General features: G+C 59.5%; 13 protein-coding genes. 2 read left to right on the top strand and 11 right to left on the bottom strand.

Translation table 11 applies throughout. From position 1 onward, the window contains the following. Together D1646_RS15600 and fliB are read left to right on the top strand one after the other, a co-directional pair. A partial coding sequence (locus D1646_RS15600; protein ID WP_279279949.1) for a flagellin occupies positions 1-234 on the top strand: 234 nt, incomplete at its 5' end. Positions 235-606: 372 nt separating this feature from the next. Then, positions 607-1827 (top strand): flagellin lysine-N-methylase, encoded by a 1221-nt coding sequence (gene fliB, locus D1646_RS15595; protein WP_160637357.1) that lies wholly within the window; start codon positions 607-609, stop codon positions 1825-1827. An 87-nt stretch (positions 1828-1914) separates the two neighbouring features. On the opposite strand, the gene D1646_RS15590 is transcribed toward fliB, so the two are convergent. The 11 genes from D1646_RS15590 to D1646_RS15540 form a co-directional block, all read right to left on the bottom strand. Further along, positions 1915-2535: a DUF624 domain-containing protein gene (locus D1646_RS15590; protein ID WP_160637356.1), complete on the bottom strand. Its 621-nt coding sequence runs from the start codon at positions 2533-2535 to the stop codon at positions 1915-1917. 80 nt (positions 2536-2615) lie between these two features. Beyond that, complete coding sequence (locus D1646_RS15585; RefSeq protein ID WP_160637355.1) at positions 2616-4250, bottom strand: extracellular solute-binding protein; 1635 nt, start codon at positions 4248-4250, stop codon at positions 2616-2618. 40 nt (positions 4251-4290) lie between these two features. Beyond that, positions 4291-5169: a carbohydrate ABC transporter permease gene (locus D1646_RS15580; RefSeq protein ID WP_160637354.1), complete on the bottom strand. Its 879-nt coding sequence runs from the start codon at positions 5167-5169 to the stop codon at positions 4291-4293. Positions 5170-5182: 13 nt separating this feature from the next. Continuing rightward, entirely contained in the window at positions 5183-6127 is a 945-nt protein-coding gene (locus D1646_RS15575; RefSeq protein ID WP_347565234.1) for an ABC transporter permease subunit, read from the bottom strand. A gap of 342 nt (positions 6128-6469) precedes the next feature. Beyond that, complete coding sequence (locus tag D1646_RS15570) at positions 6470-7246, bottom strand: DeoR/GlpR family DNA-binding transcription regulator (RefSeq protein ID WP_160637353.1); 777 nt, start codon at positions 7244-7246, stop codon at positions 6470-6472. 110 nt (positions 7247-7356) lie between these two features. Then, positions 7357-8319, bottom strand: coding sequence for a carbohydrate kinase family protein (locus D1646_RS15565; RefSeq protein WP_160637352.1), 963 nt, complete (start codon positions 8317-8319; stop codon positions 7357-7359). Between the two features lies 1 nt (position 8320). Next, the gene (locus tag D1646_RS15560) at positions 8321-9298 is read right to left on the bottom strand and encodes an aldo/keto reductase (RefSeq protein ID WP_160637351.1); all 978 of its coding nucleotides are present in this window, start codon (positions 9296-9298) and stop codon (positions 8321-8323) included. A 15-nt stretch (positions 9299-9313) separates the two neighbouring features. Then, entirely contained in the window at positions 9314-10150 is an 837-nt protein-coding gene (locus tag D1646_RS15555) for a ketose-bisphosphate aldolase (RefSeq protein WP_160637350.1), read from the bottom strand. A 33-nt stretch (positions 10151-10183) separates the two neighbouring features. After that, positions 10184-11230, bottom strand: a complete 1047-nt coding sequence (locus D1646_RS15550) for an NAD(P)-dependent alcohol dehydrogenase (protein ID WP_160637361.1) — start codon at positions 11228-11230, stop codon at positions 10184-10186. Positions 11231-11239: 9 nt separating this feature from the next. After that, a complete protein-coding gene (locus tag D1646_RS15545; RefSeq protein WP_160637349.1) occupies positions 11240-12322 on the bottom strand; it encodes a zinc-binding dehydrogenase in 1083 nt (360 codons plus the stop codon). A 233-nt stretch (positions 12323-12555) separates the two neighbouring features. After that, on the bottom strand, positions 12556-13236 hold the full coding sequence (locus D1646_RS15540) for an RraA family protein (RefSeq protein ID WP_201754716.1): 681 nt from the start codon (positions 13234-13236) through the stop codon (positions 12556-12558). Positions 13237-13258: the final 22 nt, after the last annotated feature.

Genomic DNA, 13258 nt, shown 5'->3' with positions numbered 1-13258 from the left:
GTTTCCTCCATCCGCGGCACTCTGGGCGCAACCCAGAACCGTCTGGACCACACCGCCAACAACCTGTCCGTGATGGCCGAGAACATTCAGGACGCCGAGTCCACCATCCGCGACACCGACGTGGCCGAGGAAATGATGAGCTACGTCAAGAACAACATTCTGGTGCAGTCTGCCCAGGCCATGCTGGCTCAGGCCAATCAGCTGCCCCAGGGCGTGCTCCAGCTGCTGGGCTAAGCCTACGGCTGAACACGGGGAAGATCATATCGACCCACACAGGGGGCGGGCTTCGGTCCGCCCCTTGCTTTGTATCCTGCGAAACAGGATAAGACCCCTTAGCCCAAAGGGGGCAAGCGGATTCGCCGCTTGTGTGGCCCTGCTTTGCAGGGCTTATCCCCAGTCCCGCCCGCAGGCGGCCTGGCCCCTTTGAAAAGGGGCTCCGCGAAGCGGTGGGGATTGATCTGCTGGCGCTGCTTCTACTTGGAATCTGAAATAGAAGGAGTGCTTTCGAAGACAATCCCCATTCCCGCGTGCGCACTGTCCTCTTTACCAAAGGGGGCTTGGAATTGTATGCCATTTATAGAGCTGCTTTTAAAATGAGGTGTTACCATGTCTGAAAAATCCATCTTGATTTGCACCGCCCTGATGCCCGCCTGTTACAAGGATTTTCATTGCATCATGGGGGACTGTCAGGACACCTGCTGTGCAAACTGGAGGATCGAGTTTAGCAAAAAGGACTATCTGGCTATTAAGCGCGCCCCTAAAAGTGAAGAGCTTGAAAAGCTGTTGGAGAAGGGGATGAAGCGTCTTCGTGAGGCGGAGCACGGCAAAATGTACGCGGAATTTCCCGACAGCCAACATGGCCGCTGTGCCTTCCACACTCCGGAGGGGCTGTGCCGTCTCCAGCTGGAGTGCGGGGCGGACACCCTGCCCATGGTCTGCCGCACCTACCCCCGCCACAGCGGCTATACCACCGCCGCCCTGGAATATGCGCTCTCACCCTCCTGTGAGGGGGTTCTGGCCCTGCTCTGGGACCTGGAGGAGGGGCTGGATTTCATTGAGGAACCCCTGCCCCCGGAGGACCACCGGCGCTTCAACCCGGACCACGCCATGGAGGCCCGCTTTGCCCCCCTCCGGGAGCTGTGGATTGACACCCTCCAGACCCGAACCCTCCCCCTCTCCCAGCGGATGCTCCTCCTGGGTCTGATGACTCAGCAACTGGGCGCTCTGGACTGGCAGGATGGTTCCGCCCTGGACCGCGCATTCCTCCGATGGCGGGCCCTGCTCCAGGACCCCACCCCGCTGACCGAGGGTTTGGAAAAACTGTCCGGAAACCGGCAGATGTTCATGCTCCATAACCTCCACCTGCTTTTCAACCTGGCTCAGAATTGGGGGCAGCTGGCTACTGAGCTGCTGGCCTCGGTCATCGGTGACACCCCCCTGGAACAGCTGGACATGAATCGTGTAACCATCAATGCCGGACATTACCAGGAGCTGGAGGACCAACTGACACAGCTGCTAGGCGGCTCTGAGCATTTTATGGAGAACCTTATGGTGAACGATGCCTTTTATCTGGCTCTGCCCTCAGTGGAAACGCCGGAAAAACTGTGGACAAGCTATGTAAACCTCTGCAATCTGTACAGCTTTTACCGCTTTACCGCCGTCTGCTCCATGGATAAGGAGGTCAGTCGGGCGCGGCTGTTTCATACCTTGGTCCACACCAGTCGGTCGCTGATTCACAACCCCAGCCAGCGCACTCAGCTCCGGGACGAGCTGTTTAAAAACGACAGCGCCACTCTGGCGCATATGGCGATTTTGGTGGGGGGCTGACCCCGGCGTCATGGGCGCTCAATGGATAAAAAAACCGTGCAGTCTCAAGGGAAAACAGCCTGAGACTGCACGGTTTTAACGTATAACCTACTCCTCGTCCGGCTCAAAGCGCTTTAAGTAGGGGCTGTACAGCAGAGCGGACAGGTAGCCCGGTCCCACAGCGCCGAGAAAGAAGAGGATTGGCAGGCAGCGGGCGTCCAGCAGGAGGACCAGGAGGACGGGGAGGGAGCTGGCGGCCAGGATTCCCAGGGTGCGGGGGAAGGCGGCAATGGACATCAGCAGGGCATTTTTCAGCGTATCCCGCATTCGGTTTTCGAAATGGGCCTGGAGGGGGAAGAGGTAGAGGAAGGTCAGGTACCAGAAGAAGGACGCGGCCCCCAGGATCACTGTGAGGACGGCCCCGGGCAGTCCGCCGCCCCGCAGAATGCGGATATCCAAAAACAGTCCGATTCCCACCGCCGCCATAATCCCCCAGAGCAGGGTCGCCTGCTTGAAATTGCTCCGGAAGGTCTGGAAGTAGGAGCGGACCACGTGGTGTTCCCGTTCCCGCACCATGTCCAGCAGGACGCGGTGCATTGCGGTGAGGGCGGCGCCCACGGTGACCAGCGGGAGCATGGAGACCAAGGTGATCACATTCAGGATCATCAGGTCAGCCACGCGGGAGAAAAACTCCATGACCGGGCTGTCGTAGCGAAAAATCCCGTTCAACTCTTGTACCTCCTGTTCTGCGGCGGTTTGCGGGTATGGAGAGGGACTGGCAAGCCGGTCCCTCAAAAAAACGATGTGTGTCAGCCGTCCATTCTGGCCTGGAGCCGGTCGTAGGAGGCCTGCATGATCTCGGTGGCCCGGCCGATGTTCATTTTGTTCAGGGTCTCCACAAAGCTGTCGAAGTTCTCCAGCGGTTCGGTGCCCACAATGAAGCGGACCAGGTTTTCATTGCGGTAGGTGTCGATGTCGCTCATAATGAAAGCGTACTCCGAGGCCTCGTCGGGAGTCTTGGTGGCGGTGGGCGGATAGCGGTAGGAGAAGTCTGCCGCGTTCCACTCCTGGGATGCCTCCCGCTGAGAGTCGTAGCTCCACATCCGGATGGCCTCAACCCGGTGGTCCTTGGCGATGGCGTCCAGCTGGGAGACCATGGTGTACTTGCCCAGAGCCACGTCCACCGACAGGCCGTCGGGGTCGTGGAGGACGGTGTCCAGGAAGTAGGGCTCGCCGTTCTCGTCCAGGTCATAGCTGACGCCCTGGACGCCCCAGTTCATCAGCATCCGGCCCTCATCGCTGTAGTGATAGTCCAGCCACTTGCAGGCCGCGTCCACGTCCTTGCAGTTGGTGGAGATGGCGGCGCCCAGGCCCACGAAGGGGTAGTTGTCCAGGATGGTGTACTTGGGGGTGTCCCCCTTGTTCACCACGGGGAATTTAATGCCGGCAATTTTGCTCTCGTCCTCGCCAAAGGCCTTGATGTACACGCCCATGCCCGCGCCCAGACCGTAGAACCAGGCGCCGGTCTGCTCGTTGGTGACCATGGCGTTGACTTCCTTCAGGTCGATGGTGGAGAAGTTGGGGTTGATAAGCCCCTCAGCGTACCACTGGCGCATGGTGGCCAGGTACTCCTTGAACTCGGGCTGGATGGGGCCGTACTTGACCACGCCGTTGTCCACGTAGAAGTCGTAGTCCAGGCCGCCCCAGGCGTTGGCAAAGGTGCGGAGCATACTGGTCTTGGAGGACAGCTGCTGAGACACCATGGGGTAGATCTCCTGACCCGCCGCGTTGGTCCCCCTGGCCTTGAAGGCTTTGAGCATCTGATACCAGTCGTCAATGGTCTCAGGGGCGCTCAATCCGGCCTCCGCCAGCCAGTCCTTGCGGATCTGGTAGCCCCGGTTGGCCACGATGAGGGTGTCGTCCTCGAAGTAGGGGTAGACATTGGGGAAGCAGTAGATGTGGCCCTCGTCGGTGGTCATGGCGGCGCGAATCTCGGGGTACTCGTCCAGGAAGGCCTTTAGGTTGGGGCATTTTTCATCGATAAGGTCGGTCAGGTCCATAATGATGCCGTCCTCAATGGCCTTGTCCGGGCCGCCGCTCATGCTGTTGCCCCAGTCCCAGTGGATCAGGTCGGGCCACTGGCCGCCGGAGATCATAATGTTGAAGGAGTCGTCCTCCTGGCCGGCGGGGGGATGGATGAACTTGACGTTGACGCCGGTGTTTTTGGCCATCTCCTGGTAGCAGAGGATGGTGCCGAAATCGTCGGTGGTGGGGCTGATCTTGGTGGCGTCCATCTTGATCCAGTAGGTCAGCTCCCCGGAGCCGCCCCCCGAGCCGCTGCTCTGGGGGTCGTTCTTTCCGCCGCAGCCGGCCAGCGCGCCGGTGAGCAGGACGGCAGACAGTAGTCCGCTGAGCAGACGCTTTGTGAAAATCCGTTTTTTCATTTGATTACCTCCTATATTATATTTGAAACGGTGTCTCAGGTCAACCCTTGACTGCGCCCACCATCACGCCCTTGACGAAGTGCTTTTGGAGCATGGGGTAGATGGTCAGGATGGGGACGGTGGCCACGATAATGGTGGCGTATTTGATGACCTCGCCCAGCATGAAGCTGTCGCCCAGGGAGTCCACCGCGCCGCTGGTCATAGCCTCAGTGGAGCTGCCAATCAAAATTTCCCGCAGCACCAGCTGGAGGGGGTACAGCTCCCGGCTCTGGACGTACATCAGGGCCTGATACCACTGGTTCCAGTGGGTCACGCCGTAGTACAGCACCAGCACCGCCAGAGTTGATTTAATCAGCGGGGTTATGATTTTAAAGAGGATTGTGAAATGGTTTGCCCCGTCCAGCAGCGCCGCCTCCTCCAGCTCGCTGGGGATGCCCTCGATGGCGGTGCGCATGATGACCAGGTTGAACACATTGATGGCGGTGGGCAGGATCATGGCCATACGGGTATCAAACAGGCCCAGCTTCTGGACCACCAGGAAGCGGGGGATGATGCCGCTGTTGAAGAACATGGTGAAGACGATCATAATGGTCAGCGGCTTGCGGAGCATCAGGTCTTTTCGGGAGATGCCGTAGGCCGCCAGCAGGGTCAGGAAAATATTGATGGTGGTGCCCACCACCAGGTTGAACAGGGTCGTGAAGTAGCCCGACCAGATCTGACGGTTGGCAAATACCGCCTTGTAGCCCTCCAGGGTGAAGCCCAGAGGTCTGAGCAGCAGGCCCCGGTGCATGGTCAGTTCCCAGGGCTCGCTGAAGGAGGCGAAGATGACATAGATGAACGGGTAGACGCAGATCAGCATCAGGGCGCACAGGATGATGGTGTTGATGACGTCAAAGGTTTTAATCTTGTTTTTTCTCATGGTCCGCGCCCCCTTACCAAAGTCCGCTTCCGCTGATTTTTTTGCTAATCTTGTTGGCGCCCACCAGGATGACGCAGTTGACCAGGGAGTTGACCAGATCCACTGCTGCGGTATAGCTGTAGTCCCGGTTGAGCAGGCCCTGGCGGTAGACGAAGGTGGAGATGATGTCCGCTGTGGTGTAGATGCTCTCGTTGTACATCAGCAGCACCTTGTCCGCCCCCACCGTCATAACCCGGCCAACCCGGAGGATGAACATGACGGAGATGGTGGTGGCGATGCCGGGGAGGGTCACGTGAATGAGCTTGTCAAAGCGGTTGGCGCCGTCGGCCTCGGCGGCCTCATAGAGGCTGTTGTCAATGGAGGTGATGGCGGATAAGTAGACAATGGAGCCCCAGCCCACCTCCTGCCAGATGCCCGACAGGATATACAGGGGACGGAACCACTCCTCTTTGTTGAAGAAGTCGATGTTGGTGCCCAGCAGCTGATTGATGAGACCGGTGCTGGAGAAGAAATCCCGCAGCAGCGCGCACACGATCACGATGGAGATAAAGTGGGGGAGATAGGTGACGGTCTGCACAATCCGCTTAAACTTGGCGTTGCGGACCTCGTTGATGAGCAGCGCCAGGATAATGGGGGCGGGGAAGCTGAGGAGGATATTAAAGACGCTGAGCAGAACAGTGTTTTTAATCAGACGGCCGAAGTAGTAGCTGTGGAAATAGTTTTTAAAGTGCTTCAGGCCGACCCATTTACTGCCCCAGATGCCGCCGGCAATGCTGTAATCCCGGAAAGCGATCTGAACACCCAGCATGGGAATGTAATGGAAGATAATGAAGTAGGCGACCACCGGGAGCAGAATGATGTAGACCTGTTTGTTGTGGTGCCATTCTCTTCGGAGCCGGCCGCCCAGGCTGTTTCTAGGCGGTCCCACTGCCTGTACCTTACGCTTCTTCAATGCCACAAGATATACCTCCTTTTTGAATGATCGCTTTTTGCACTTTTACCGATAAATCCTGTTTTAACTTTACAATAAGATGTTTGAATTGTCAATATAATTTTCTTGTTCAAATAAGTTTTATCCGTTTTCAACAATTATCAAAGACTTATTATGTTGATAATACAGAATCAACGGGGGAGTTTATGGTGGATATCCCTGAAACGGACACACATTCTTCTGAAATAGTTTGATTCAAAGAAGAAAGATGGCGTTTGTTGAGAAAATCTTTGATTCAAAGGAAAAACAAAAACCAACGGCGTTCTGATAAAACAGAACGCCGTTGGTGAGACAGACGGGATGCGGGTTCTATTCCGCACTGCCGTTGGGGACGACCAGCCGGATGTTTTTTTCCTGACACAGGGCCTTCCACTCGGGGGAGGGCTCCCGGTCGGTGACCAACACATCCAGCTTGTCCAGGTCCATCACCTTGATGAACGCGACCCGGTCGAACTTGGAGTGGTCGGCGATCAGGATCACCTTCTGACCCCGCTCCACCATCAGCCGCTTCAGCTCCCCCTCCTCCTCGTTGGAGTCGAAGATGCCGCCGTTCAGGTTCAGCGCCTTGCAGCTGATAAGGACGATATCCACATAATAGTCCGTTAAAATTTTGCGCACCGCCTTCCCCTGCATGGAGAAGGTGTTTTTGTTTACCGTCCCCCCGGTGGATACCACCGTGAAGGCGGACTGGTGCAGTTCATTGATGATCTGGACCGAGTTGGTCAGCAACGTGATATCCGGCTGGCCCTTCAGCAGGCGCACCGCCTCCATCACCGTGGAGCTGGCGTCGGCGCAGATGCTGGCCCGGTCCGGGATGACCGAGACGGCCAGACGTCCCATGATCTCCTTCTCCCGCCGGTTGTGGTTGGCCCGCACCAGGTAGTCGATGTTCTCTGAGACGCTCTGCGCGTTGAGTACCGCGCCGCCGTGGGTCCGCGTCAGGACGCCCTCCTGCTCCAGCTTTTCCAGGTCTCTGCGGATGGTCTCCTCCGTTACGCCCAAGTCCCGGCTCAGCTGGGAGACGGTCAGTTTTTTCTCCAGCTGAATGGAATTGCGGATGCTCTCCAGCCTGTCCTTCTGTGCCATAATGCTCCCTCACACAATCAATTCACAAAATCTTAACGCTATTATACCGCCTCTTTCCCCAATGAGCAAGGAAAATTTTCCGTTTTTGCCTCTCGGTATTCTGTTTGAGCTTATTTATTTGTTTTTTGCAGGTAATCTGCCAGACGCGCCTCCACCTGTTTCCGGCTTTGGACCCCCTGGGTGGCCCCCACCGCCTCAATGGCCAGGGAGGCGGCGCAGTTGGCCAGCTGGGCGCACTCCTCCAGGGTCAGCCCCTCCAGCAGGCCGCAGATGAAGCCGGAGGCGAAGTTGTCCCCCGCGCCGGTGGTGTCCACACAGCGGGCGTCGGGGTAGGCGGGGACGATAAGCCGCCGCTGCCGGTTCTTTACCAGACAGCCCTGCCTCCCGATTTTCAGCAGGACGTTCTTCACGCCCAGGTCCAGCAGGGCGTCGGCGATGGCGTCAATGCCGGTCTCGCCGGTGAGCCGGGCCGCCTCTTCGTAGTTGGGGAAGAAGTAGTCCACCAGAGCCAGGGCCTCCCGCACATCCTCCAGGGTCTCCCCCCGCTTGGGAGCCACCATGTCGGCGCAGATGGTCATTTCCCGGGCGGCGGCGGTGCGGAACAGCTCCAGCAGGAAGGGACCGTCCAGCAGGGGATTGTTGAAAATGCTGGCGAAGGAGAGGATTTTCCCCTCAGAGACAGCGCTCAGGTCCACATCCTCCGGGGAGAAGGTCCACAAGCTGCCGCTCCTGTTGTTGAGGAAGGTGCGCTCTCCGTCCTTCCAAATCAGCCCCACGTTGATAGCGGTTGTCTTGGTGGGATCCCGATTCAGAAACGCGGTGTCGATGTGATTTTCCCGGCAGTGCTCCAGAATCATAGCGCCCGGCGCGTCGTCGCCAATGCAGCTTATCATGCGGACCCTGTGGCCCAGGCGGGTCAAAATGGTGGCCTCGTTCAGGGTGTCGCCCCCCACGGTCCAGACCATCTGCTCTGCGGGGTAAGAGGCCACATCCACCACAGACTTGCTGACGGGGTAGATTTGCAGGTCGGTGATGGCCGCGCCCAAAATGACGATTTCACAGGCCCTGTCCATCTCAGCCCAGCTCCTCCGCCATGCCGCGGATGAGGGCCACGTCCTCCGGGCTCAGGTCGATCTGGGTTGAGCGGACATTTTGACTGATCTGGTCCGCCGTGGTGGCGCCGCTGAGCAGGACCACCTTCTCGTCCTGGGCCAGAATCCAGGCCATGTTGATGTCGGCAATGGAGCACTGGTATTTCTCGGTGAGGGGTTTCAGCCGGTCCAGGTAGTCGAAGACCTTGGGCAGGTTTTCGGGCTGAAACCATTTCTTGGGGATCTGAGCGCCCACCGGCTTGTAGTCCCGGGGGAGCGCGCCGGTGAGCAGGCCCATCTCCAGGGGGGAGTAGGCCTGGAGGGCCACGCCGTGGGCCTTGCAGATGGGGAGCAGCTCCTTCTCCACCTCCCGGTCCAGCACGGAGTACTTGGCCTGCACAATGTCTAGGCTGCCCCACTTGAGGTACTCCTCCACCTGGGCGGGGGTCACGTTGGCCGCGCCGATGGCCTTGATTTTGCCCTGGGCCTTCAGCTCGTTCAGCACCTCCATGGTCTCGGAGATGGGGGTGAAGTAGGGCTCCACCGACTGCCAGTGGGACATATACACGTCGATGTAGTCCACGCCCAGCCGCTCCAGGGACTTGTCGATCTCCTCCAGGATGGACTCCCGGGACAGGTTCCAGTAGAGCTGGCGGCCATTCACCTTGTTGAACAGGGAGCCCTCCCGGTCCCACACCACGCCGAACTTGGTGATGATGACCACCTTGTCCCGGTCCATCTCCTTCAGTGCCTGGCCCAGGATACGCTCGCTGCTGCCGAAGTTGTAGCCAGGGGCGGTGTCGATCAGGTTGACCCCCAGCTCCGGGGCCTTCCGGATGGTGGCGATGCTCTCCTGCGCGTCCTTGTCTCCGCCCCAGGCGGAACCCCCGCCGATGGCCCAGGTGCCCAGGCCCATGCGGGATACTTCCTTGTCCAATGTGCCCAGCTTAATCGTCTTCATGGTAAACCCTCCTCCTTATTGCGCCTTGCCGTCGGCGCCGAACAGCACAATTTTCTCCGCCGCCCGCTGTTTCACTGCGGCCCGAACCGCCCGCTCCAGCTCCAGGAAGGAGGCGCCGGTGTTGGCCCGAATGGCGTCCATGGCGGCCTGGCACAGCTCGGTGTGGATGTTGATTTTGGCGATGCCCAGGCGGATGGCGGTGCGGATGTCGTCGTCGCCGATGCCCGAGGCCCCATGGAGCACCAGAGGAACGGTCACTGCGTCCCGCACCTTCTCCACCACCTCAAAGTTCAGCTTGGGTTCGGAGGTGTAGACGCCGTGCTGGTTGCCGATGGCCACCGCCAGGGAGTCGCAGCCCGTCCGGGCCACAAACTCGGCGGCCTGGCTGGGGTCGGTGTACTGGTAGGAGGCCAGGGCCTCCTCATAGACGGTCTCGTTGCCCACATGGCCTAGCTCCGCCTCCACGGGAATGCCCAGGGGGTGGAAATAGTCCACCACCTCCTTGGTCAGGCGGATATTCTCCTCCAGAGGGGAGGCGGAGGCGTCCCGCATCACCGAGTTCATCCCGTGCTTATAGGCGTTCTGTACGATCTCCATGCTGCGCCCGTGGTCCCAGTGGGTTATGACGGGGACGGCGGCCTTTCTGGCCATGGACACCATCATCCAGCAGAAGTCCTCAAAGGAGGTGTTGCCCACAAAGCCAGTGCCGAAGGAGATAATGATGGGGGCCCGCAGCTCCTCCGCCGCGTCCATAACACCCATCAGCATCTCTGCGTTCCACACATTGAAATGGGGAATGGCGTAGTGGCCGGCTGTGGCCTGATGTTCCCAATATCTGATATCCGCTAACATTTTCGACAGCTCCTTTCTGATTTGGAAGGGGGATCACTGATCCTCCATTTTGATGACGCCCTTGATAATCTCCGCCTTGCGGCTCAGCGACTCCTCAAAGGCCCGCTGGACCTGGCGGTAGTCGTAGATGTCGGTGACCATGGATGTTACGTCGAAGCGGCCGGAGGAGATGGCCTCGATGGTCATGGGGTAGTTGTTGGCGTAGCGGAAGACGGTTTGGATCTTAACCTCACGGTTGATACTCAGGAAGTTGATGGGGGTGTCGCCGGGGACAGTCCCCACAATCATGATCCGCCCGCCCCGGGACACCAGCTGGGTGGTCTGCCGGGCGGTGACCGGGCTGCCCGCCGTCTCAAAGACGATATCCGCCCCCCAATCTCCAAACAGCTCCCGGGTCCGGGTCACGGTGTCCTCCTCCTTGCCGTTGACCACATAGGCGGCCCCAAGCTGCTTGGCCATATCCAGCCGCTTTTGAATAACGTCGGCCACAATGATCTCGGTGGCCCCCATGCTCCGGCAGGCCTGGAGGGTCATCAGACCGATGCAGCCCGCCCCCAGGATGACAATCTTTTTGGCCGGTTTCACCTCGGCCTCCATAGCTGCGTGGAAGCCCACCGCCGCCGGCTCCACCAGGGCCCCCTCCAGGGTGCTCATGTTATCGGGCAGCTTGTAGGTGAAGGCCTCCGGGTGGGTTATGTAGTTGGTCAGCGCCCCCCGGTAGTTGGGCTGTGTGGCCAGAAAGTCCACGTCGGGGCAGATGTTGTAGCGGCCCGATAGGCAGAAGGGGCACTTGCCGCAGGGGACGCCGGGCTCGATGTTGACCCGGTCGCCCACCTTGAACTTCGTCACCTTGGCCCCCACCGCCGCCACCGTCCCGGCGCACTCGTGGCCCAGGCCGATTTTTTGGCGGGGGTCCTTGGGCGGGATGAAGGGACCGCTCTCAAAGCCGTGAATGTCGGAGCCGCAGATGCCCACGTACTCCACCTTCAGCAGGATTTCATCCTCCTTGGGCGCCGGAACCGGCGCGTCCTGGATGCGCATGGTCCCCGGCGTCACCAGGATGGCCTCTGTATTTTTCATCATTTCTCCTCAGTCCTCGTCGTCAAAGTCGTAGGTGAAAATGACCTTCACGGCCTCCTTGTTGGCCATTGCCTCGAAGCCCTCCTCCCAGTGGGACAGGCCCATCCGGTGGGTTATCATGGGCTGGACCTTGATCTGTCCGGCGGCCAGCAGGCGGATGGCGTTGCGCCAGGAGGTGGAGTCGTAGGCCATGTGGCCGATGATGCTCTTGTTCCAGGCGGTAATGTCGTTGATGGAGAACTCCAGAGGGCGGAAGCCCATCCCCACCCGGACCACCTCGCCGTTGGGGCGGAGCATTTCGATGGCCTGCTTCAGGGCGATATTGGCGCCGGAGCACTCCACCACCAGCCCCAGGTTGTCCCGGCCGCAGATTTCGGTACACCGGGCCACCACGTCCTCCACCGAACCGTTGACACAGTGGGTCGCGCCCAACTCCTTAGCGATCTCGAAGCGGGTCTTGGTGTCCTCCTGGAGGCCCACCATAACAATGTTCACCGCCCCCATCAGCTTGGCGATCTGTACTGAGAACAGACCCAGGGGGCCGGTGCCGAAGACCACCACGTCCTGGCCGGGGAGGAGATGGGACTGCTGGGCCACCGCCTTGTAGGCGTTGCAGATGGGGTCCAGCACAGCGGCTTCCTCGTACTTCACCCCCTCCGGGATCTCCCAGATGGCGTGCTTGTGGATGCGGAGGATCTCCCCGGGGATCAGGCAGTATTTGGAGAAGCCGCCGCCCCAGGTGTTGTTGTCCAGGCCCAGGTTGACCTTGTGCTCACAGCACAGGAAGTCCCCCGCCTCGCAGGCCGGACACACGCCGCACACATGGGCGCTGTTGTCGGAGACGATGCGCTGGCCCACCTTCCAGTCGGTGACCTGGCTGCCCACCTCCACAATATCGCCGGCGAACTCGTGGCCGCGGATGGAATTAAACTCGTCAGAGCCGCTGTCCACCTTGTAGTGCTTCATGTCCGCGCCGCAGATAGCCGCCGCCCGAATGCGGACCACAATGTCCTCCGGGCCGCACACAGGGCGAGGCACGTCGATCATCCGATAGCCGCCGAAGGCCTTTCCATATCTTGCCAGTGCTTTCATGTAAAACCCCTCCTCGTTTATATGTTGGAATTATTTTTGAATTCCAACCTATATTTTTAATTTTATCATCGAAACAAAGATTTAGTCAACATCATATTTGCGGTTTTAAAAAATTTTTCTGTTTTTGATAGATTTTTCCGCCCCGGTTTGTACGATTTGCCATAGGTAAAAATGTCCGCCCCAGGAAACGTGTTCCTGAGGCGGAAGAGAAAAGGGGAGAGGGGAACTTGAATTTAGTCGACGTACTCCACGCCGATCTGCTCCAGGACCTGATCCACAAAGGGGCGAGGGAAGCCCTTGCCAGAGAGGATGTCGGCAATCTGTCCCTGCTCCTTCTTCTGAACAGCGGCGGCCTCCTTGGCGACCCGCTCCGCGTCCTCGGGCTTGACCACCAGCACACTGTCGCCGTCGCCCACCAGAATGTCGCCCGGGCAGATGACCTGGCCGCCTACGCTGACAGGGAAGTTGATCTCGCCAGGGCCGTTTTTGTAGGGGCCGTTGGGCACCACGCCCCGGGCGTAGACGGGGAAGTCGGTGAACTGGGCCAGCTCGTCCCGGTCCCGGACGCAGCCGTCGATGATGAAGCCGGCCAGGCCCCGGCTCTTGGCGTAGGTGGCCATGATCTCGCCGCACAGGGCGCGGCTCAGACTGCCCCGGGCGGCAATGACCAGCACATCGCCGGGCTGGGCCATATCCAGGGCCTTGTGGAACATCAGGTTGTCGCCGGCGGGGCACAGCACGGTAAAGGCGGTGCCCAGCAGGGGGGAGTGGTTCATAGGCTCCAGACCGGCGTCTACAGCGGCCAGACGGCCCATGCAGTCGTCAATATTGGCCACCGGGATACCCCGAAAGGCCTCCACCAGAGCCCGGTCCGGGCGAACAAAATTGCGTCTGATTCTGCAACCAACTGCCATAATAAAAACCCTCTTTCCAAAT

Origin of the sequence: Pseudoflavonifractor sp. 60, from assembly GCF_009911645.1 — a bacterium.
Classification (GTDB): Bacteria; Bacillota; Clostridia; order Oscillospirales; family Oscillospiraceae; genus Lawsonibacter.
Note: the sequence above shows the minus strand (reverse complement) of the source record. Positions and strands in the feature narration are given on the sequence as shown.